A 19,496-nucleotide genomic window follows, 5' to 3' on the forward strand; every position below is an offset into this window, starting at 1 on the left:
ACACGACGCCCGCGGAAGGTATAACGCACACGAAAAGATCGCCCTCGACCTGATCGAGAGCGATCCAGTATCACGCGATTGCAATTGAACCGGATGAAGTGCGCTTCGTCCGCAAGCTCCTCACGTCCAGCTAAGCACAACCTTGCCGGCTTCGCCGGACTTCATGGCAGCAAACCCCTTTTCGAAATCATCGACACCAAAGCGGTGCGTGATGACATTGCGCACGTCGAGCCCATTCTGCAGCATGGCAATCATCTTGTACCAGGTTTCGAAGATCTCGCGGCCGTAGACGCCCTTGATGGTGATTGCCTTGAAGACGATGCGTGACCAGTCCACCGGCGATTTTCCGGGAGGTATGCCAAGCAGCGCAATCCGCCCCCCCATCACGAGGTTCTCGACCATCTGATCGAGCGCCACCTGGCTACCCGACATTTCCAGGCCAACATCGAAGCCCTCCTTCATGCCGAGCTTCTTTTCAATGCCTTTCAGATCTTGCCTGGCCACATTGACCGGCACCACATCGGCCACCTTTGTCGCCAGGTCGAGACGAGCCTGATTGATATCGGTAATGACGACATTGCGCGCACCGACATGGCGGGCAACGGCTGCGGCCATGATGCCGATCGGCCCTGCCCCGGTGATCAGTACGTCCTCTCCGACCAGATCGAAACTGAGCGCGGTATGAACCGCGTTGCCGAGCGGGTCGAGAATGGCCCCTATCTCATCGTCGATCTCATCCGGCAACAGCACGACGTTGAAAGCAGGCAGGCGCAGGTACTCGGCAAAGGCCCCCTGCTCGTTGACGCCTATGCCGCGGGTTTCCGGATCGAGGTGAAACTTGCCCGATCGAGACTGCCGGGAGTGCCGTCCGATCAGGTGCCCCTCGCCGGAACAGCGCTGGCCGATTTCAAGGTCGGTGACATTCTTGCCGATCTCGACAATCTCGCCGGCGAATTCGTGACCAGTGATCATCGGAACGGGAACAGTCTTCGCCGCCCATTCATCCCAGTTCCAGATATGAATATCGGTGCCGCAAATTCCGGTCTTGTGGATCTTTATGAGGACGTCGTCCGGACCGATTTCCGGCACCGGCGCACGGGTCATCCAGAGACCTTCCCTGGGCTCCGACTTCGACAGTGCCTTCATTTCGTTGCTGCTCATGACAGGACCCCCGTCGCCTTGCCGGCCTTTTCAAAGGCTTCAAGTGCGCGGTCCAGATCGGACCGGGTCAGGGCCGCATTCATCTGCGTACGGATGCGGGCCTGACCGCGCGGCACGACAGGAAAGAAGAAACCGGAGACATAGACGCCTTCTTCAAACAGCTTAGCCGCCATTTCCTGAGCCAGTTTTGCTTCGCCCAGCATCACCGGAATGATGGGATGCTCACCCGGCAGAAGCGTGAAGCCGAGCGCTTCGAGGCCTGCTCGCCAATAGCTGGCGTTTTCGAAGAGGTTCCTGCGCAGCTCGTCGCCTTCTTCCACCAGACGTATGGCTTCCAGCCCGCTCATGACCACAGCCGGTGGCAGCGAGTTGGAAAAGAGATAGGGCCTTGCCCGCTGGCGCAGCAGATCGATGACTGGCTGAGGCCCGGCAATATAGCCGCCGATGCCGCCGCCCAGCGCCTTGCCGAGTGTTCCAGTCAGGATGTCGACATCGACCCCGAAGTGCGCCGGTGTGCCCTTGCCCTTCGGCCCCATGAAACCGGTGGCATGGCAATCGTCAACCATCACGACGGCATCATATTGCCTGGCAAGTTCGGTCACTCCCGGCAGGTCGGCCAGATAGCCGTCCATCGAGAAGACGCCGTCGGTCGCGATCATGATATGGCGGGCACCGGCGGCCCGGGCTTCTTTCAGCTTCGCTTCCAGATCCGCCATATCGGAATTGGCGTAGCGATAGCGCTGGGCCTTGCACAGGCGAATGCCGTCAATGATCGAGGCGTGATTGAGCGCGTCCGATATGATCGCATCCTCCGGCCCGAGCAATGGCTCAAAAAGACCGCCGTTTGCATCAAAACAGGCCGCGAACAGAATGGAGTCGTCCTTACCGAGAAACTCGGCCAGACGCTGTTCAAGCTGGCGGTGAATGTCCTGCGTTCCGCAAATGAAGCGCACGGACGCCATGCCGTAACCCTTTGGCTCAAGTGCCTTGCGAGCAGCTTCCTCAAGAGCTGGATCATCGGCCAAACCCAGATAATTGTTTGCGCAAAGGTTGATGACCTGACGTCCGCCAACCGTGATCACACCGCCCTGCGGCGAGGTGATCAATCGCTCGCGTTTGTAGAGCCCTTCGGCCTCGATTTCTCTAAGCGTCTCGGAAATATGCGACAGAAAGGCATCGGACACGGGGCTCCCTCCGGTAAAATGGATATTTCCTCCACTATGCCGGATATTCGTTCTGAATAAAAGATACAGATTCCGGTATCACGGATTTTTGCAGCTAGACCTTTGCGAGATCCAGGCAGCTACCTCAGCCTTTCCGGCCAGGAAATATCCGATGATACTAACGCATCTCGGTGACGCCCGCCATGCGGAAACCGGCATAAAGCAAGGCAGCGCCAGCGCATGCGGCACGCCACCCTCAGAACTTAACCACCATCAGGATCGCCCGCGCCGGGCCGCCAACAGCAGCAATGCAGTGGGGCACGTCCGCGGCGTAACGGGCCGTGTCGCCCTTACCGATGACGCCTTTGGCGACACCCGAGGTGACTTCAAGCTGGCCGTCTTCCGCTATCAGTTGTTCCCGCGTTCCGCGCTCGTGGGGTTTACTCTCCAGCTTGCCGCCTTCGGTGAAGATCAATTCATAGATCTCGAACCGGCCCGTGTCCTGCGGCGGCGAAAGGATGCGGATCCTGCAGCCGTCCCCCGCCCTGTCGAGCGCCGGCGTCTGATGCTCATGCACGATCTCGACCCGATCCTCAGCGGTTTCCTCTCCCAGCAGACCTGCGAAATCGACATTCAGTGCTCTGGTCAGATTGAGAAGGGTCGCGACGGTCGGGTTGGATTCACCACGCTCGATCTGGCTGACCATGGAGCGGGAAACGCCCGAAAGCTTTTCAACGGCTTCCAGCGACAGGCCCTGGGCCCGCCGCGCTTTCTTGAGGCGGGCCGGCAAGCGGGAAAGAATGTCTGAATCTGTCATGACGGAACTAAAATCCGTTTCGCCAGATATTGCAATTTTCTTTTCCGGTCATCCAACTGTCACAAATCGTGTTAGCGTCGCGTCGGCCAGTTAAAAAAAGCAAAAATGGCCATTGTCTTCCGGGGGGAACACATGAAAGCGATACCGCGTCTTTATTTCGCAACGGCCGCACTCTTTGCCCTGATCGGCATGGCGTGGGGCATCCATATGTCAGCAACCACAGATCACACTCTGTCACCTGCACATGGGCATCTGAACCTCATCGGTTTCGTAATGATGTCCGTCTTCGGAGCTTACTATGCTCTTGCCCCAAAAGCGGCCGCCGCGCCCCTTGCTCTCATTCACTACGGTTTGTCGGTTCTCACCGTCATCGTGCTTGTGCCGGGGATCGTCTTTGCGATCAACGCAGAAGGGGAAGTGATGGCCAAGGCCGGCTCCGTTCTGGCGGTCCTGACCATGCTTGTTTTTCTGGTAACAGTGCTGCGCAACCGCGCCGATTAAGCTGCCGTCGCTTCCGGGGCGCATCCTGTCGCTTTCGGAACATTTGCTGCACCGCCCTCTCCCATAGCGTTCCCGCATAAGCTGGGGCGGTGCATAGCCGCATCCGGAAAACAAGAATTCGGAAACGCTTCGGAGAGAAACCCCATGGCCAGCGATATTGAAATTGCCCGTGCAGCCAAGATGAAACCTATTCAGGAAATCGGCTCACGGCTAAATATTCCTGAAGAGTCTCTCCTGCCCTACGGGCGCACCAAGGCCAAGATTTCCGCCGAGTACATCGCCAATCTCAACGGCCGCAAGAACGGCAAGCTGATCCTGGTGACGGCGATCAACCCGACCCCGGCCGGCGAAGGCAAGACGACCACAACTGTCGGCCTTGGCGACGGTCTCAACAGGATCGGCAAGAACGCAATGATCTGTCTGCGCGAACCGTCGCTCGGCCCCTGCTTCGGCATGAAGGGCGGTGCTGCCGGTGGCGGCTATGCGCAGGTCGTTCCCATGGAAGACATCAACCTGCACTTCACCGGCGATTTTCACGCCATCACCTCTGCGCACAACCTGCTCTCCGCCCTTATCGAGAACCACATCTACTGGGGCAACGAACTGGGCATCGACATCCGCCGCGTGACCTGGCGGCGGGTGATGGACATGAACGACCGGGCGCTGCGCTCCATCGTCTGCTCGCTAGGCGGCATTGCCAACGGCTTCCCGCGCGAAGCAGGGTTCGACATCACGGTTGCCTCCGAGATCATGGCGATCCTCTGCCTGGCCACCGATCTTGACGATCTGCAAAAGCGGCTCGGCGACATCATCGTTGCTTACAGACGCGACCGGACGGCGATCACCGCGCGCGAGCTGGAAGCGGACGGTGCCATGACCGTGCTGCTGAAAGAAGCAATGCAGCCGAACCTCGTTCAGACGCTGGAAAACAACCCGGCCTTCATCCACGGCGGTCCCTTCGCCAACATCGCACACGGCTGCAATTCCGTGGTTGCCACCCAGACAGCCCTGAAGCTGGCTGACTATGTGGTGACGGAAGCAGGCTTTGGAGCCGATCTCGGCGCCGAGAAATTCTTCGACATCAAATGCCGCAAGGCGGGCCTTACCCCGGACGCCGTGGTGATCGTCGCCACCATCAAGGCTTTGAAAATGAACGGCGGCGTCGCCAAGGAAGACCTCGGCATCGAAAACGTCCAGGCCGTCAAAAAGGGCTGCGCAAACCTCGGCCGCCACATCGAGAACGTCAAGCAATTCGGCGTTCCTGCGGTTGTTGCCATCAACCATTTTACGGCGGATACGGACGCGGAAGTTCAGGCGGTCAAGGATTACTGCGCCGAGTATCGTGTCGATGCGATCCTGGCGACCCATTGGGCCAATGGGTCAGCCGGAACGGAGGAGCTTGCCAACCGGGTGGCGGCTCTGGCCGAAAGCGGCGCCGCCCAGTTCGCCCCGCTTTACGACGACAGCCTATCGCTCTTCGAGAAGATCGAAACGGTCGCGAAGCGCATCTACCGAGCCGACGAAGTGCTGGCGGACAAGTCGGTGCGCGACCAACTCAGACGCTGGGAGGCGGACGGCTTCGGTCACCTGCCGGTCTGCATGGCCAAGACCCAGTATTCCTTCACGACCGACCCTCAGCTTCGCGGTGCACCAACCGGCCACAGCCTGCCGGTCCGCGAGGTCCGTCTGTCGGCTGGGGCCGGTTTCATCGTGGTGATCTGCGGGGAAATCATGACCATGCCCGGCTTGCCGCGCGTGCCGTCAGCCAACCAGATCAAGCTGGACGAAAACGGGCAGATCGAAGGCCTGTTCTGATCCGTCACGAGCGATGATTACCCTCATGACAAGGCGGGGTGAACGACCCCGCCTTTTTCTTGTGAATTTGCCTGTCGCGGCCCCCTGTCAAAGAAAACCAACAGCCCCTCTCTTCCGGTCTTTGCAGGGCACGACCCCGCAATCCATCCCGTTCCAGTGCCTTAAGCGGGAGCCTCACGTGCGGAAGCGAAGCGGAGTGGATGCCATGGTCGAGCCATGGCAGGACGAAGGGGGTGGAGATTGGGCTGGGAGTTTGCAGCGCTAAGCGCGGTGCTGGTTTCGTCCCAGCAAGACAAGTCCAGTTGCTGCCAGTAGGAGTGAAAGACCCGAAAAGACCGCCCGGGTCTGGTTCCACATTTGCCACGGTTCGGAATAGGACCGCCAGAGCGTTGCCGCTTCCTTCAGGTCCTCCGGAACCGGTATCCCGGCAAGTTCCTGGTTCATCGGCACATTGACCAGAAATGTCAGCACCATACCGCCGAGGGCGTAGGTAAGGGCAGCCACGAAAAAGGACACTCCCGCTGCGCGCTGCGCCGACATCAGGCTGAACACCCCGGCAAGCGCGAGAACGAGGGGCGTGCCGAAGAAGGCGGGGGCAAAGACCGCGTTTCGAACCGAGGCGTTCATCGCCTGCATTGCCGCAATCGCGATCCTGGGATCAGCAGCATCAAGGCCCCACATGGTTGAGCAGATCCAGGCGTAAAAGAAACCGAAAATGGCCCCGGCAAACAGCACAGTCAGAAGACCGGTACCAAGCGCAAGTCTATACATCGCAGCCTCCAAAACCGTAATTTAGTGTACGGATTGTATTTTCCGTAACATTGATTACGGTTTCAGGCAAGCAACGGAGAGACCGGCATGCGGGCGGAAGCCAGAGAAAGACGGAAAACGGCCATTGAAACAGCGGCGGTCGAGCTGCTGCTTGAGGAAGGCTATGAAAACATGTCGATGCTGGCGGTCGCCAGAAAAGCAAAGGCCTCCAATGAAACGCTTTACCGTTGGTATGGCGACAAGACCGGATTGTTCGCGGCGCTGGTAGACCGCAACGCTGAGGACATCCGCAAGGCGCTGAAAAACTGTTCCGGCAACGCCTCCTCCGCGGAGCAAGCGCTGAAAACCTTTGGTCGAAGTCTTCTGGGCGTCCTGACGAACCCCGCCGCGATCGCTCTCAACCGCGCAGCGGCTGCCGATACCACGGGCACGCTCGGGGCAGCGCTTGCAAGAAGCGGCCGCAACGCGGTCCTGCCGCTCGTGCAGGATCTTATCGCGCAGGTGCAGGACCAGGGATTTCTGGCAGACATTGAAACGGCGGCAGCCGCCGAACTCTACCTGTCCCTTCTGATCGGGGATCTTCAAATCCGGCTAGTGACCAGAGCGCTACCACAGTTGCCGGAAACCGACATCAACGCCCGCGCGGACAACGCGTGGAAGGCGGTGCGGCTGCTTTCAAACGGTAATACTGCCAACGCCTCGTAAGTTCAGACAGCTACAAACATTTCCCGTCGGTGCGCAAAATCGGCGTTGAAGGGCCAGGCTTGATTTACCTGTCGCGTAAACGACTAGCCGTGTCGCTTTGGAGATATCGGCGAATCCGGCTTGAGGCATAAGGTTTTACACTAAGTTGATGGCCTGTTGCGCCTGGTTGGAGCTACCCATGTCTGACGAAGACGATATCGATCTCGCCTCCCTCTCTGACGACGAACTCGTCGAGCAGATGCATGATGACCTTTATGACGGTCTTCAGGATGAAATCGTGGAGGCCGTGAACATTCTTCTGGAACGCGGCTGGGTTCCCTACGACATCCTGACAAAGGCTCTGGTCGAAGGCATGCGGATCGTCGGCGTCGACTTCCGTGATGGCATCCTGTTCGTTCCTGAAGTGCTTCTTTCTGCCAACGCCATGAAAGCCGGCATGGGCATCCTGCGTCCGCTGCTGGCAGAGACCGGTGCACCGAAGGTCGGCAAGATGGTCATCGGCACAGTGAAGGGCGACATCCACGACATCGGCAAGAACCTCGTCTCGATGATGATGGAAGGCGCCGGCTTTGAAGTGATCGACATCGGCATCAACAACCCTGTCGAAAACTATCTGGCTGCCATAGAAGAGCACCAGCCGGACATTCTCGGCATGTCGGCCCTGCTGACCACCACGATGCCTTACATGAAGGTCGTCATCGACGAAATGAAGGCCAAGGGCATTCGGGATGATTATATCGTGCTCGTCGGCGGCGCACCGCTGAACGAGGAATTCGGTGAAGCTGTCGGTGCGGACGGCTATTGCCGCGACGCGGCCGTTGCTGTGGAAATGGCGAAAGATCTGATCGCACGCCGCCACAACATGCTTGCCAACAAGGGCTGACGACAATGTTCAAGGAGGCTGCCGAAATGCTGGTGGGCGAGCCTCTCTTTCCGGTCGAGACGGATGGGAGCGCGGACGACAAGGTCGGCCGCGTTCTTGTCATTGCCTGCGGCGCACTTGCGCGCGAGATCGTCGCCATTCGCGAGAAGAACCGCCTAGATCATCTCGACATCACCTGCCTTCCGGCGAAGCTGCATAACACCCCGGACAAGATCCCGGATGAAGTCCGCCGGACCATCCTGAAGAACGCGGACACCTACTCCGACATTCTGGTGGCCTATGGCGATTGCGGCACTGGCGGCCTGCTCGACAGGGTGCTGGAAGAAACCGGTACGCGGCGCATCGAGGGTGCGCACTGTTATGCCTTTTTCACCGGCATAGACGAATTCGACCAGATGGAAGACGACCAGCTCGGTACTTTCTATCTGACCGATTTCCTGGCCCGGCATTTCCAGACGATGGTCATCGAGCCGCTGGGCCTCGACTGGCACCCGCACCTGCGGGACATGTATTTCGCCCATTACACCCGCGTTCTCTACCTCGCCCAGACCGACGACCCGGCACTTGAGGATGCGGCACGTCGCGCTGCGGACAGGCTCGGCCTGCCGTTTGAAATGCGCCGGACGGGCTATGGATTGCTCAAGCCGTTTCTGGGCAAGGGCCCGGCGGACTAAGCGTCGCAAATTAGCATCCGGACAAGTCGGTTTTTCACGTGATGATGCCGGTATCAGGCGTCCTGGGTAAGCCAGCTTCCGGCAATTATGTTTCTCAGGAGGAAGTTCCGAGAATGGCGCAGAAAATCATCGTTTATTGGCGGGATATCCCGGCACAGATCCTGGTGAAACAGGGGCGTAAATCCGCCCGACGGGAGTTGCCGGCAATGTTCATGGAAGCCATTGACGCCTGCGCGATGCGGATCGGTGCGAAGGACAGCGACGCCTACATGGCGGAGTGGCGCCGGACCGACCCGGTGTCCGTCTCGGACGACCTTGAAACGGAAGCGGACGCGGCCCTGACCGATCTGGTCTCTGCCTATCCGAAAGAGAGACTGAAAACCCTGCTCGCAAATGGAGGCTCGGAACATGACTGATCAGCGCCTGTTGGCCAATGGGCGGCTTCCCGCCTCCACCGAAATGTCTCCCAAGCAGGTGGTCGAAAAGACCGAGCTTCTGGAATTTATTCCGGCCGGCACGCAGATCTATGTCACCGACCTGGGCAATTGCTCGGAAGACATGATCATCGATGCCGCCCGCACCCTGCGCGACAACAGGCTGACCGCCGTTCCGCATATGGCAGCCCGCCGCTATGCCAGCCGCGACGACTTCGAGCGCCGCATCACGCGCCTGACCCAGGAAGCCGGTGTGACCGAGGTTCTGGCCATTGCGGGCGAAGCCGAAAAGGCAGGCCCCCTCACCTCGTCCGTTGCCCTTCTGGAGACAGGCCTCTTCGACAAGCTCGGCATCAGGAAGATCGCCGTTGCAGGGCACCCTGAAGGCGCTCCGGACATCAAGCCGGAGGTGATCAAAAGCTTCCTGCAGCGCAAGCATGAACTCGCCCGCGAAAGCGATGCCGAGTTCCGGATTGTCACCCAGTTCGGTTTCGATCCGCACCGGGTCAGCCTGTGGCTGGACGAGCTGCGCGAATGGGGTAACGAGTTTCCGGTTCATGTCGGCGTTGCCGGTCCGGCCAAGATGACGACCCTGTTGAAATACGCCGCTTTTGCAGGTGTTGAAAACTCCTTCAACTTCCTGAAAAAACGCGGCGGTGCGGTTGTCTCCATGCTTTCGGGCTACGACCCGGACACGATGGTCGATCCGCTGGAGACCCGCGTCACCAGCCAGCCCGATACCCAGTTGGCCCAGATTCACGCCTATCCCTTCGGCGGCATCCAGAAAACCGCTGAGTGGCTGCTAAGCCGCGGGAGTTGGTCTTTTCAGACCTCGTCTTCAATCCTGACTGCCAATGAGAGCGCATAAATGACCCGCACTGTTGTCGCCTCCGCCACCAAGGAAATCATCATTGGTTTCGACCAGCCCTTCTGCGTGATCGGCGAGCGGATCAACCCGACCGGCCGCAAGAAGCTGGCGGCGGAAATGGCCGAAGGCAACTTCGAAACCGTCAAGGCCGACGCCCTGGCCCAGGTGGCCGCGGGCGCGACCATGCTCGACGTCAACGCCGGTGTCACCGCGGTCAATCCGAACGAGACCGAACCGCCACTGCTCGTCAAAACTCTTGAGATAGTTCAAGAGCTTGTCGACGTTCCCTTGTCTATCGATTCATCCGTGACCGCCGCCATCGAGGCCGGTCTTGCGGTTGCCAAGGGCCGTCCGCTGGTCAACTCCGTGACCGGTGAAGAAGAAAAGCTGGAAGCGATCCTGCCGCTCATCAAGAAATACAACGTGCCGGTGGTGGCGATCTCCAACGACGAGACCGGCATTTCGGAAGACCCGGACGTACGCTTCGAGGTGGCCAGGAAGATTGTCCAGCGCGCGGCCGACTACGGCATTCCCGCACACGATATTGTCGTGGACCCGCTGGTCATGCCGATCGGTGCCATGGGAACGGCCGGTCAGCAGGTATTTCGTCTGCTGCGCCGTCTGCGTGAGGAGCTGAAGGTCAACACCACCTGTGGTCTTTCCAACATTTCCTTTGGCCTGCCGCATCGCCACGGCATCAATGCCGGCTTCATCCCGATGGTCATCGGTGCCGGCATGACGTCCGCGATCATGAACCCTTGCCGCCCGCAGGAAATGGAAGCCGTACGTGCTGCCAACGTGCTCAACGGTGCCGACCCGAACTGCCAGGAATGGATCATGGCCTACCGCGACCACCAACCGGCGGCTCCCGGTGCTGTCGCAGCACCGTCCGAAGGCGGAGCGTCCGCCGGCGGCCGGCGCCGCGGAGGCCGCGCAGCCCGCCGCTCGGCAGGCTGACCTTCCAGACAAACAGTTTGCGGTTCTTTCCTCGCCGCAAACGGGGTGGCTTTTCACCAAATTTAGGATGGGACCCCCACCCCAATCCCCTCCCCACAAGGGGGAGGGGTTTTGCGTGTCAAGGGGCACGTTTCAAATCGCGAGACTTGAAGTCGTCGTCAGGATGACTTCGTCACGGCAGGTACAGCCCAAATCCTCCTCCCTTTAACGGGAGAGGTTACGGGTCGGGGAATATCCCCGCAGAGTTTACAAAACTGATAGCGCAAGAACCGCAACCATGACCGAAACAGTCAAACACGCCAAAGTCGTTTTCCAGCCAAGCGGGCGCCGGGGAACCTTTCCCGTCGGCACGCCCCTGCTGGATGCAGCCCGTTCCCTCGGGGTCTATGTGGAATCGGTCTGTGGCGGACGCGGCATCTGCGGCCGGTGCCAGATCACGATTTCCGAGGGCACTTTCGCGAAGGAAAACCTGACCAGCGCAGCAGAGAACCTGGAAGGCGCCACCGAAGCGGAAACCCGTTATGCGACCTTGCGCAAACTGCCTGGGGACAGGCGGCTTTCCTGCCAGGCAAAGATCCTGGGCGATCTTGTGGTCGATGTTCCGACGGACGCTCAGACCAACCGACAGGTCGTACGCAAACGCGCCGAGGCTCGCAACATCGAAGCCGATAGCGCGATCTCTCTGGTGTCCGTTGCGATTGCCGAACCTGATATGGAAACGCCGCGCGGCGACATTGACCGGCTGCGCGAAGCCCTGATTGCCAAGACCGGAATTGCCGATCTCACAATCGACCCGGTCCTGCTGCCGAGCGTGCAGACGACGCTGCGCAAGGGCAACTGGCAGGTTACTGCCGCCATCCACGAGGACAGGGGCGTCCTGCCGACGCTGGTGGCGCTCTGGCCTGAAGAAAAACCCGCGGTCTACGGTCTTGCGGTCGATATCGGTTCCACCACCATCGCGGCCCATCTGTGCAACCTGCAAAACGGCCGCACGGTTTCCTCCGCCGGCACATCCAACCCACAGATCCGCTTCGGCGAAGACTTGATGTCGCGGGTGTCCTATGTGCAAATGAACCCGTCGAAACTGCCGGATCTGACGAAGGCCGTGCGCGATGCCATCAACGCGCTGATCGGCAAGCTGGTCGGCGATGTCGGTGCGGAACGCTCCGATGTGCTCGACGCGACCTTTGTCGGCAACCCGGTGATGCATCATCTGTTCCTCGGCATCGATCCTGTGGAGCTTGGCGGCGCTCCCTTCGCGCTGGCGGCCTCCGATGCCATGGTGCTGAACGCGCGCGATCTGGGCCTGGAGCTGAACCCGGGAGCCCGTGTCTACATGTTACCCTGCATCGCCGGACATGTCGGCGCCGACGCGGCGGCTGCAACGCTTGCGGAAAGCCCCTACAAGCTTGACGAGATAACCCTGCTTGTGGATGTCGGCACCAATGCGGAAATCGTGCTGGGCAACAAGGACCGCCTGCTGGCGGCCTCCTCCCCCACCGGCCCCGCATTCGAAGGCGCTGAGATCTCCTCCGGCCAGCGCGCTGCACCCGGTGCCATCGAACGCATTCGCATCGACAAGGAAACGCTCGAGCCGCGCTTCAAGGTGATCGGCGTCGACGAATGGTCCGACGAAGAAGGCTTTGCCGAGAAGATCGACAGTGTTGGCGTCACCGGCATCTGCGGCTCTGGTATTATCGAGGCAGTTGCCGAGATGTATCTGGCCGGGCTGATCACCGAAGATGGCGTGATCAATGGCGCGATGGCGGAGCGAACGTCGCGCGTTCAATCCACCGGCCGGACCTTCTCCTATCTGATTGCCAGCGATGGCGTCGAAATCTCGATCCTGCAGACCGACATTCGTGCGATCCAGTTGGCCAAGGGCGCGCTTTATGCCGGTGTCAAACTGCTGCAGGACAAACTTGGCACCTATGATCTGGACCGCATTCGCCTGGCCGGTGCCTTCGGCAGCTATATCGACCCCAAGTACGCCATGATCCTGGGGCTCATTCCCGATTGCCCGCTGGAGGGCGTCTCCGGCGTCGGCAATGCCGCCGGCACGGGCGCGCGCATGGCGCTTCTCAACCGGGGCTACAGACGCGAGATTGAACAGACGGTGCGGGATATCGAGAAGATCGAGACGGCGCTGGAGCCGAAGTTCCAGGAGCATTTCGTCAATGCCATGGCCCTGCCCAACAAGGTCGATCCCTTCCCCTACCTCCGGGCGGCCGTCGAATTGCCGGAGCGCAAGGAGGCCGACGCCGGTTCGGATGCAGCCGGGGGAGAACGCAGGCGGAGGCGGCGCCGGGGCTGAGGACCTAAACGCAAGAGCCGGCAGGCAAGAAAAGGCGGCAGACCGGCTCTGCCACTACTGATCCCAGAAGTACTGCTCTCGCATGCGCCGCCAGATCTTTTCGCCCACGAGGCAATCGTAAGGTTCCTCGACAGTGAATTGCGCCGGAATGACTGTCGGTTCGGGCGGCTTCACCCCGCCGATCTCCAGGATGAGCTTGCGACGGACAGCTTCAGGAAACTGTTCCCAGTCGTTCACCGGAATGACGAAGCTGGCGGGCCCGCCGATGACACAGCGTTGATAGTAGACGTCGAGATCCGGAATATTGAACTGGAAGCCCATGCCACCGGTGGTCATCAGCGGCAATCCGTTGATCACCAACCCGGCCTCCACCGCATCATCGCGGGCCTGCACCACAGGCGAGCCCTGGTTATTGGGACCATCCCCGGAAATATCGATCACCCGCCGGTCCGCCTTGAAGGGGGCGTCGGCAAGCAAGGCCGAAGCATGCCGGATTGCGCCGGAAATAGAGGTTCGGCGCTGCCCGTAGGTGCTATCGGCCAGAACCTTTTCGGCAAACGCCTCAGCGTCCTGCCCATTCTCGATCACCGACCATCCGACGATCTCTCGTGCGTGGCTTTCGTTGGCCCATTCGAACATCATGAGAGCGATCCGACCGTGGGCACCATAGCCGATTGCCCGAACGACCTCCGGGCTGGCGATGGCGGCGGCATAGCCGCGCCGCTGGATCTGGAGTTCTTCCGGAGACATGGAGCGCGACACGTCGACCGCCAGAACCAGAGCGACGTCGACCTGTTCCTGCGCGAGCGCGGGGCCGAAAGACGCCAGCAGCAAAGCGGCTGCGCCAGCAAGCGAGCGGACCTGGGGGAGCCTCCACATGCCGAAAGGATAGCCGAAACGAGAGGAACCGCCAGCAACTTGACGCTTCGTCAGATAAACCATCTGTGATCGGACGCCGTCACCAGCCGAAGGGACACTTTCGCCGCCCCGCCCGCCTCGGCTATAACAACAGCAAAGCCAACCCTGGAGGAGCGTTCCATGTCTGAAACCGCCGCAAATGACGAGATCCAGAAACCGATGCTTGCAACGCTTCTTCATGAAGGCGTCTACCGGATCGTGATGCAGCGGCCGGAGCGGATGAATGCACTGTCGAGCGAGATGATGACCGCTCTTGCCGGTGAGTTGCGCAAAGCCGGGGAAGACCCTGCCGTGCGTGTTGTCCTGCTTGGCGCGGAGGGCAAGGTATTCTGCGCAGGCCACGACCTGAAGGAACTGACCGCAGCCCGCGCGGAAGCCGACGGCGGCAAGGCCACCTATGAGCGGATCATGCGCCAGTGTTCAGACCTGATGCAGCAGATCGTACGCCTGCCCAAGCCGGTGATTGCCGTGGTGACGGGTGTTGCGACCGCAGCCGGTTGCCAGCTTGTTGCCTCCTGCGACCTAGCCATTGCCACCGACACGGCCACCTTCTGCACCCCTGGTGTCAATATCGGCCTCTTCTGCTCAACGCCCATGGTCGCGCTGTCGCGCAATGTCGCGCCGAAACAGGCCATGGAAATGCTTTTGACCGGCGAAAGCATCGATGCGTCCACGGCCAAGGATTTCGGCCTGATCAACCGCATCGTCCCGCGCGACTACCTGGAACAGGTCGTCCAGAAATACGCGGAATCGATTGCTTCCAAGTCCTCCAAGACGCTGAAGATCGGCAAGGAAGCCTTCTATCGTCAGTTGGAAATGCCACTGTCGAATGCCTATGATTTTGCAGCACAAACCATGGTGGCGAACATGATGGCCCGGGATGCGGAAGAAGGCATCAACGCCTTCCTGCAAAAACGCAAACCCGAATGGACAGACAGCTGATCCGGCCTGCCGATTCGAACCACCAGGGATAGGCCATGCCTGAAGCCGGCTACTCCGGACGCCCTCTTTCCGCAAAACTCGGACTGAAACCCGGGATGATTTGCTGGCGTCACCAGATGCCGGACAGCATTGCCGACCTTTTGAAAGAGCAGGACCCCGGCACGGTGCCAATCCCCGCGCCGGAGCCTGCTATTGATTGCGCACATGTGTTTGTCACCGAGCGGGCGGATCTCGGCGGCCATCTGGCAGCCCTTCGGGACTTGCTGGCCCCGAACGGCATGATCTGGGTGTCCTGGCCGAAAAAGGCCAGCAAGGTTCCAACGAATATCACCGAGGATACCATTCGCGAACTCTGCCTGCCGATGGGCCTTGTGGACGTCAAGGTGTGTGCGGTCGACGAAATCTGGTCCGGGTTGAAGCTGATGATCCGCAAGGAACTCAGGAAGGAACAGGCGGCAAAGCTGGCCTGAGGCTCCGCCGTAAGCACACCGAGTTGTCAGCGCGTTTCTGGCGAGCTTCCAGCTTACTTCAACGGCAGGAAAATATCGGATTGCGCTTCGTGCTCCGGAACATCGGGAAAGAAGCTGAGGCGTTGGACGAACAGCGGAAAGTCCCGCAGATCTTCCCCTGATTGCGGCAGCCAGTCTCGATAAAGAGCACGGATCATTTCTTCGGCAAAGTCGAGTGGGCCGGCATGCCGGATAACGGCGCAGCGCCCAGCCGGTATCGATGCGGATACGACACCCTCGGCATTTTCTTTGACCGGCCCCGTCACTGCACAGCAAACGGCGAACCGGTAGTCTTCGGGCAGTGCCGTCTTGGGATCGTCATAGAGAATATTGAAGGTCGCGCTTCTGGACGGTGGGCTTGCGTATGCTTTTCGCCAGGCGATGAAGCGTCTGACAGATGCGGGCACCTCTTGCGGCGGGCCGCAATGCTCAAGGACAGCGACGGGTGTTTCAGGAAAATCGACGATCCGGACGGCCGTGACATCAAGGTGCTGATCTGACATGAACTGACCTTTCAAATCCAGTAAGGGGTCGTAGGTTTCAAGCCAGACAGACCAGTCGGGCGTTGACCGGAAAGTCGTTGGGCTCTGCCCGAAAACGCGTTTGAACGCACGCGAGAAGCTTTCCAGATTTTCGTAGCCCGCGTCGAAGGCGATCTCGGTGACCGGCAGCTCGGCTCTGAACGCGAGCTGCTGTCCGGCACGTTTGAGCCTCAGGAGCCGCCGGTAGTCGGCAACTGCCAGGCCGAAGAAGGCCGAGAACTGGCGCTGAAAGTGAAACTTCGAATAGGCCGCAACATCCGCAAGCGCAGAAACGTCAAGCGGACCGTCCAGTGTCTGGTCGATTGTCTCCAGGACCTTCCGGAACCGCCTTTTCAACTCACCCATGCAGCGCACCTTGCCTTTGCCTGTCTGACGTCTCCGGTTTACCGGTGACCGGCGCATCACGCCTGACCGTCTCTGCGCAATTTCACAATTCTTCGAGGAAGACCGGAATGCGGCAGATGGCCCCTTGCGGCCCGGCGGCATTTCGCATTGGATAGCCCGGCAAATCTAAGGATCTCCATTCGATGAATCACGACACTTATGCGGACGCCTATATCAAGGGCATTCTCGACGAAGTGAAAACTGTCGCCATGGTCGGTGCGAGTGCCAACAACGTCCGGCCGTCCTATTTTGTGCTGAAGTATCTCTTGTCCAAGGGATACGAAGTGTGGCCCATCAATCCGGGTCAGGCTGGCAAGGAGATCCTGGGACAGAAGGTCTATGCGTCGCTGGACGAACTGCCTGCGGTGCCGGACATGATCGATATCTTTCGCAATTCCGAAGCTGCCGGTACAATCGTTGACGAAGTGATTGCCAGCGGAAAGCTGCCCAAGGTCATCTGGATGCAGCTGACCGTCCGCCATGACGAAGCCGCGACCCGGGCGGAAGCTGCCGGCATCAAGATGGTGATGGACCGCTGTCCGAAGATTGAATACGGACGGTTGTCCGGTGAAATCGGCTGGGCAGGCGTGAATTCCAGAACCCTTTCCTCAAAGCGCCCTGCCCTGAAGTCCGGGTTCCAGCATCGAGGTCTTTCCGGCAAAAAGGAAAGCTGATTTCCCCGGCGCATCAGCTTCGCACAATGCTCGCCCGGTAGCTCGTTGATCGAGATCCGGGCATCCCGGATAATCGATCGGATGGCATCAGCAGCGTGAGGCAGCATGACCCAGGATCCTACCTTGTTCACAGCATTCGAATGGGTCCTCATGGCCATGGCGGGTCTGGTCGCCCTGCTGCTGTTTGCCTTCGTGCACAGAGCCGAACACGGCTCGCCCTTCGCCCATCGCGACGAAACCTGGACACGCGAACAAGCCCGCTCCGGCGAGCGGGAACAAAGTGGCGGTTAAGCCGGGGGGGGGCAATGCATGCACTCTTGCTGCAAAGCCCTGCATGTTTCTGCTATGGTCGCCCGATCGGGGTGAGGTTTTGGTCTGCTTTCCGGCGCGTATCCGCCTTTGAGGGCAGCTTCAAGAGGGCATGGGTGATGATATTCGGGCTGGCGACTGTCGCTTTCGTCGTCTGTATCGCGGTGCTGATTTATCTGCAGAAAACGGCTGCGGACAAAGCGCGCGATACCAAACGCACCAATGGTGTTCCGTCCGACGAAATCTGAAAATTTTAGTTTCTATTTATAAGAGCTTTCACTCAATTTGCCCCGAATACCGAAGAATTTCTTTGCGCTTCGTCCATAAGACATCGTTAACTTTCTTGCTCTGATAGGCATTTTGAAGCGCGAGGGAGGCCGCTTTGTTTGCTGTCCTCGGAGATATGACCTTTCTGGCCTGGAGCCTGCCGCTTCTTGCGACCGCTCTGCTGTTCGGTGTCTACTTCGGCGTAAAGCTGGAGAACCGCAACACTCGCTCCCACCATTAGGGACTTTCGCCCAGGTGCGGCTGGTGTCGACCCGGGCCAATTCAGTCTAAAGCTTTGACAAACTTAATTTCCTTTAGCTCACAAAACCGCAAAATCGTTCTTTGACCTGTCCAGCGGCTTCGGTCAAACTGGCCGCCAATCCAACAGGGAGGTCTTTTATGAGCGAAAATATTCCGGGTTTTTCCACTCTTGCGATTCACGCTGGCGCAGCGCCGGATCCATCGACAGGCGCACGGGCGACGCCGATTTACCAGACGACTTCGTTCGTCTTCGATGATGTCGATCATGCCGCTTCCCTGTTCGGTCTGCAGGCGTTCGGAAACATCTACACCCGGATCACCAACCCGACGACGGCTGTTCTGGAAGAGCGCGTTGCGGCACTTGAAGGCGGCACCGCCGCACTTGCGACGGCTTCCGGTCATTCGGCGCAGCTCCTGTGCTTCCACAGCTTGATGCAGCCGGGCGACAACATCGTAGCTGCCAACAAGCTCTATGGCGGATCGATCAACCAGCTCAATCATTCTTTCAAAAGCTTCGGTTGGGGCGTGAAGTGGGCCGACCCGGCCGACATGTCGTCCTTTGAAGCTGCCATTGACGACCGCACACGCGCGATCTTCATCGAAAGCCTCGCCAATCCGGGCGGCATCGTTGTCGACATCGAGGCAATTGCGAAAATCGCAAAGGCCAAGGGCGTGCCGCTGGTGGTCGATAACACCATGGCAACGCCTTACCTGTGCCGCCCGATCGAACACGGTGCGGATATCGTCCTGCACTCACTGACCAAGTTCATGGGTGGTCACGGCAACTCCATGGGCGGCATCATCGTCGACGGCGGCAGCTTCGACTGGTCTGCCAGCGGCAACTATCCGCTGCTGTCCCAGCCACGGCCGGAGTACCAGGGTATCGTCCTTCACGAGACCTTCGGCAACTTTGCCTTTGCCATCGCCTGCCGTGTGCTTGGCCTGCGCGATCTCGGACCGGCAATTTCGCCCTTCAACGCCTTCATGATCCTGACGGGTATCGAAACCCTGCCCCTGCGCATGCAGCGTCATTCGGACAATGCCAAGAAAGTCGCGCTTCACCTTGCTGCCCATGACAAGGTGAAATGGGTGTCCTACGCAGCCCTGCCGGAAGACAAGCACCACGACTTGCAGCAGAAGTACATGCCCAAGGGTGCCGGCGCGGTCTTCACCTTCGGCGTGGAAGGCGGGTATGACACGGGTGTCGCACTTGTCAGCAAGGTAGAGCTGTTCTCGCACCTCGCCAATATCGGCGACACGCGCAGCCTCATCATCCATCCCGCGTCCACCACGCACCGCCAGCTCTCGGACGAACAAAAAACCGCTGCCGGTGCCGGCCCGGATGTGGTGCGTATCTCGGTCGGGCTGGAAGACGTCGATGACATCATCGCCGATCTCGACCAGGCCCTCGCCGGATAAGAAGTAACGGCCGAACAAATGAAAAGCCCGGCTCCGGCCGGGCTTTTTTAGTCTTCTCTCTGTCAGCCCTCAAGGCCATGTGCGCAGCGAATATCCGGGATCGGGAGGCCACTGCGACTCGACTGGTTCCACGAAAACATTCGGCACCGTGCCTCCCCGATCCCGGCTCAAGCTTCGCTTAAATGGGACGGAAATGGAGGAACATTAT

22 protein-coding genes are annotated in these 19,496 nt (G+C 59.6%); 16 read left to right on the forward strand and 6 right to left on the reverse strand.

All coding sequences use genetic code 11. The annotated features are described in order from the left end of the window. Positions 1-120 precede the first annotated feature (120 nt). The 3 genes from tdh to V1T76_RS10720 form a co-directional block, all read right to left on the reverse strand. Positions 121-1,161: an L-threonine 3-dehydrogenase gene (tdh, locus tag V1T76_RS10710; RefSeq protein ID WP_330560647.1), complete on the reverse strand. Its 1,041-nt coding sequence runs from the start codon at positions 1,159-1,161 to the stop codon at positions 121-123. Beyond that, positions 1,158-2,345 carry a glycine C-acetyltransferase gene (locus tag V1T76_RS10715; RefSeq protein ID WP_330560648.1) on the reverse strand — a complete coding sequence of 396 codons (1,188 nt, stop codon included), beginning with the start codon at positions 2,343-2,345 and terminating at the stop codon, positions 1,158-1,160. The genes tdh and V1T76_RS10715 overlap by 4 nt, the downstream gene beginning before the upstream one ends. Positions 2,346-2,580: 235 nt before the next feature. After that, positions 2,581-3,141, reverse strand: a complete 561-nt coding sequence (locus V1T76_RS10720) for a helix-turn-helix domain-containing protein (RefSeq protein ID WP_330560649.1) — start codon at positions 3,139-3,141, stop codon at positions 2,581-2,583. Positions 3,142-3,273: 132 nt separating this feature from the next. Here V1T76_RS10720 and V1T76_RS10725 point away from each other — a divergent pair, with 132 nt between their 5' ends. Beyond that, positions 3,274-3,642 carry a hypothetical protein gene (locus tag V1T76_RS10725; protein WP_330560650.1) on the forward strand — a complete coding sequence of 123 codons (369 nt, stop codon included), beginning with the start codon at positions 3,274-3,276 and terminating at the stop codon, positions 3,640-3,642. Between the two features lie 144 nt (positions 3,643-3,786). Beyond that, positions 3,787-5,457: a formate--tetrahydrofolate ligase gene (locus V1T76_RS10730; RefSeq protein ID WP_330560651.1), complete on the forward strand. Its 1,671-nt coding sequence runs from the start codon at positions 3,787-3,789 to the stop codon at positions 5,455-5,457. Positions 5,458-5,718: 261 nt separating this feature from the next. On the opposite strand, the gene V1T76_RS10735 is transcribed toward V1T76_RS10730, so the two are convergent. Then, positions 5,719-6,228, reverse strand: a complete 510-nt coding sequence (locus V1T76_RS10735; protein ID WP_330560652.1) for an anthrone oxygenase family protein — start codon at positions 6,226-6,228, stop codon at positions 5,719-5,721. Between the two features lie 87 nt (positions 6,229-6,315). Between V1T76_RS10735 and V1T76_RS10740 the strand changes: the two genes are divergently transcribed. From V1T76_RS10740 to V1T76_RS10770, 7 genes are all read left to right on the forward strand, one after another. Beyond that, positions 6,316-6,933: a TetR/AcrR family transcriptional regulator gene (locus V1T76_RS10740; protein WP_330560653.1), complete on the forward strand. Its 618-nt coding sequence runs from the start codon at positions 6,316-6,318 to the stop codon at positions 6,931-6,933. A gap of 178 nt (positions 6,934-7,111) precedes the next feature. Further along, on the forward strand, positions 7,112-7,816 hold the full coding sequence (locus V1T76_RS10745; RefSeq protein WP_330560654.1) for a corrinoid protein: 705 nt from the start codon (positions 7,112-7,114) through the stop codon (positions 7,814-7,816). A gap of 5 nt (positions 7,817-7,821) precedes the next feature. Then, positions 7,822-8,490 carry a DUF1638 domain-containing protein gene (locus tag V1T76_RS10750; RefSeq protein WP_330560655.1) on the forward strand — a complete coding sequence of 223 codons (669 nt, stop codon included), beginning with the start codon at positions 7,822-7,824 and terminating at the stop codon, positions 8,488-8,490. 113 nt (positions 8,491-8,603) lie between these two features. Continuing rightward, a complete protein-coding gene (locus tag V1T76_RS10755) occupies positions 8,604-8,906 on the forward strand; it encodes a virulence factor (RefSeq protein WP_040438943.1) in 303 nt (100 codons plus the stop codon). Then, positions 8,899-9,792, forward strand: coding sequence for a methylenetetrahydrofolate reductase (locus V1T76_RS10760; protein WP_330560656.1), 894 nt, complete (start codon positions 8,899-8,901; stop codon positions 9,790-9,792). The genes V1T76_RS10755 and V1T76_RS10760 overlap by 8 nt, the downstream gene beginning before the upstream one ends. Then, positions 9,793-10,749, forward strand: a complete 957-nt coding sequence (locus V1T76_RS10765; protein ID WP_006931643.1) for a methyltetrahydrofolate cobalamin methyltransferase — start codon at positions 9,793-9,795, stop codon at positions 10,747-10,749. 277 nt (positions 10,750-11,026) lie between these two features. Continuing rightward, a complete protein-coding gene (locus V1T76_RS10770; protein ID WP_330560657.1) occupies positions 11,027-13,063 on the forward strand; it encodes an ASKHA domain-containing protein in 2,037 nt (678 codons plus the stop codon). 54 nt (positions 13,064-13,117) lie between these two features. Here the strand turns inward: V1T76_RS10770 and V1T76_RS10775 are convergent, their stop codons facing one another. Next, positions 13,118-14,005, reverse strand: a complete 888-nt coding sequence (locus tag V1T76_RS10775; RefSeq protein WP_330560658.1) for a DUF1194 domain-containing protein — start codon at positions 14,003-14,005, stop codon at positions 13,118-13,120. A gap of 96 nt (positions 14,006-14,101) precedes the next feature. Here V1T76_RS10775 and V1T76_RS10780 point away from each other — a divergent pair, with 96 nt between their 5' ends. Beyond that, the gene (locus tag V1T76_RS10780; RefSeq protein ID WP_330560659.1) at positions 14,102-14,923 is read left to right on the forward strand and encodes an enoyl-CoA hydratase; all 822 of its coding nucleotides are present in this window, start codon (positions 14,102-14,104) and stop codon (positions 14,921-14,923) included. 35 nt (positions 14,924-14,958) lie between these two features. Next, a complete protein-coding gene (locus V1T76_RS10785; RefSeq protein ID WP_330560660.1) occupies positions 14,959-15,393 on the forward strand; it encodes a hypothetical protein in 435 nt (144 codons plus the stop codon). 53 nt (positions 15,394-15,446) lie between these two features. Here V1T76_RS10785 and V1T76_RS10790 read toward each other — a convergent pair whose 3' ends face one another. Further along, positions 15,447-16,319, reverse strand: a complete 873-nt coding sequence (locus V1T76_RS10790; protein WP_330560661.1) for an AraC family transcriptional regulator — start codon at positions 16,317-16,319, stop codon at positions 15,447-15,449. Positions 16,320-16,501: 182 nt separating this feature from the next. Between V1T76_RS10790 and V1T76_RS10795 the strand changes: the two genes are divergently transcribed. The 5 genes from V1T76_RS10795 to V1T76_RS10815 all read left to right on the forward strand — a co-directional run bounded on the left by V1T76_RS10795 (position 16,502) and on the right by V1T76_RS10815 (position 19,288). Next, positions 16,502-17,032 (forward strand): CoA-binding protein, encoded by a 531-nt coding sequence (locus tag V1T76_RS10795; RefSeq protein WP_330560662.1) that lies wholly within the window; start codon positions 16,502-16,504, stop codon positions 17,030-17,032. A gap of 105 nt (positions 17,033-17,137) precedes the next feature. Beyond that, positions 17,138-17,323: a hypothetical protein gene (locus V1T76_RS10800; protein ID WP_330560663.1), complete on the forward strand. Its 186-nt coding sequence runs from the start codon at positions 17,138-17,140 to the stop codon at positions 17,321-17,323. 134 nt (positions 17,324-17,457) lie between these two features. Continuing rightward, positions 17,458-17,589: a hypothetical protein gene (locus V1T76_RS10805; RefSeq protein ID WP_330560664.1), complete on the forward strand. Its 132-nt coding sequence runs from the start codon at positions 17,458-17,460 to the stop codon at positions 17,587-17,589. A gap of 134 nt (positions 17,590-17,723) precedes the next feature. Beyond that, the gene (locus V1T76_RS10810; protein ID WP_330560665.1) at positions 17,724-17,849 is read left to right on the forward strand and encodes a hypothetical protein; all 126 of its coding nucleotides are present in this window, start codon (positions 17,724-17,726) and stop codon (positions 17,847-17,849) included. 158 nt (positions 17,850-18,007) lie between these two features. Beyond that, positions 18,008-19,288 carry an O-acetylhomoserine aminocarboxypropyltransferase gene (locus V1T76_RS10815; RefSeq protein WP_330560666.1) on the forward strand — a complete coding sequence of 427 codons (1,281 nt, stop codon included), beginning with the start codon at positions 18,008-18,010 and terminating at the stop codon, positions 19,286-19,288. Positions 19,289-19,496: the final 208 nt, after the last annotated feature.

Source organism: Roseibium sp. FZY0029, from assembly GCF_036350355.1.
GTDB lineage: Bacteria > Pseudomonadota > Alphaproteobacteria > Rhizobiales > Stappiaceae > Roseibium.

Excerpts from the sequence above, each read along its gene's own strand:
- tdh (WP_330560647.1), bottom strand. The coding sequence starts at position 1,161 with ATGAGCAGCAACGAAATGAAGGCACTGTCGAAGTCGGAGCCCAGGGAA.
- V1T76_RS10720 (WP_330560649.1), bottom strand. The coding sequence starts at position 3,141 with ATGACAGATTCAGACATTCTTTCCCGCTTGCCGGCCCGCCTCAAGAAA.
- V1T76_RS10725 (WP_330560650.1), top strand. The coding sequence starts at position 3,274 with ATGAAAGCGATACCGCGTCTTTATTTCGCAACGGCCGCACTCTTTGCC.
- V1T76_RS10730 (WP_330560651.1), top strand. The coding sequence starts at position 3,787 with ATGGCCAGCGATATTGAAATTGCCCGTGCAGCCAAGATGAAACCTATT.
- V1T76_RS10735 (WP_330560652.1), bottom strand. The coding sequence starts at position 6,228 with ATGTATAGACTTGCGCTTGGTACCGGTCTTCTGACTGTGCTGTTTGCC.
- V1T76_RS10740 (WP_330560653.1), top strand. The coding sequence starts at position 6,316 with ATGCGGGCGGAAGCCAGAGAAAGACGGAAAACGGCCATTGAAACAGCG.
- V1T76_RS10745 (WP_330560654.1), top strand. The coding sequence starts at position 7,112 with ATGTCTGACGAAGACGATATCGATCTCGCCTCCCTCTCTGACGACGAA.
- V1T76_RS10750 (WP_330560655.1), top strand. The coding sequence starts at position 7,822 with ATGTTCAAGGAGGCTGCCGAAATGCTGGTGGGCGAGCCTCTCTTTCCG.
- V1T76_RS10755 (WP_040438943.1), top strand. The coding sequence starts at position 8,604 with ATGGCGCAGAAAATCATCGTTTATTGGCGGGATATCCCGGCACAGATC.
- V1T76_RS10760 (WP_330560656.1), top strand. The coding sequence starts at position 8,899 with ATGACTGATCAGCGCCTGTTGGCCAATGGGCGGCTTCCCGCCTCCACC.
- V1T76_RS10765 (WP_006931643.1), top strand. The coding sequence starts at position 9,793 with ATGACCCGCACTGTTGTCGCCTCCGCCACCAAGGAAATCATCATTGGT.
- V1T76_RS10770 (WP_330560657.1), top strand. The coding sequence starts at position 11,027 with ATGACCGAAACAGTCAAACACGCCAAAGTCGTTTTCCAGCCAAGCGGG.
- V1T76_RS10775 (WP_330560658.1), bottom strand. The coding sequence starts at position 14,005 with ATGGTTTATCTGACGAAGCGTCAAGTTGCTGGCGGTTCCTCTCGTTTC.
- V1T76_RS10780 (WP_330560659.1), top strand. The coding sequence starts at position 14,102 with ATGTCTGAAACCGCCGCAAATGACGAGATCCAGAAACCGATGCTTGCA.
- V1T76_RS10785 (WP_330560660.1), top strand. The coding sequence starts at position 14,959 with ATGCCTGAAGCCGGCTACTCCGGACGCCCTCTTTCCGCAAAACTCGGA.
- V1T76_RS10790 (WP_330560661.1), bottom strand. The coding sequence starts at position 16,319 with ATGGGTGAGTTGAAAAGGCGGTTCCGGAAGGTCCTGGAGACAATCGAC.
- V1T76_RS10795 (WP_330560662.1), top strand. The coding sequence starts at position 16,502 with ATGAATCACGACACTTATGCGGACGCCTATATCAAGGGCATTCTCGAC.
- V1T76_RS10800 (WP_330560663.1), top strand. The coding sequence starts at position 17,138 with ATGACCCAGGATCCTACCTTGTTCACAGCATTCGAATGGGTCCTCATG.
- V1T76_RS10815 (WP_330560666.1), top strand. The coding sequence starts at position 18,008 with ATGAGCGAAAATATTCCGGGTTTTTCCACTCTTGCGATTCACGCTGGC.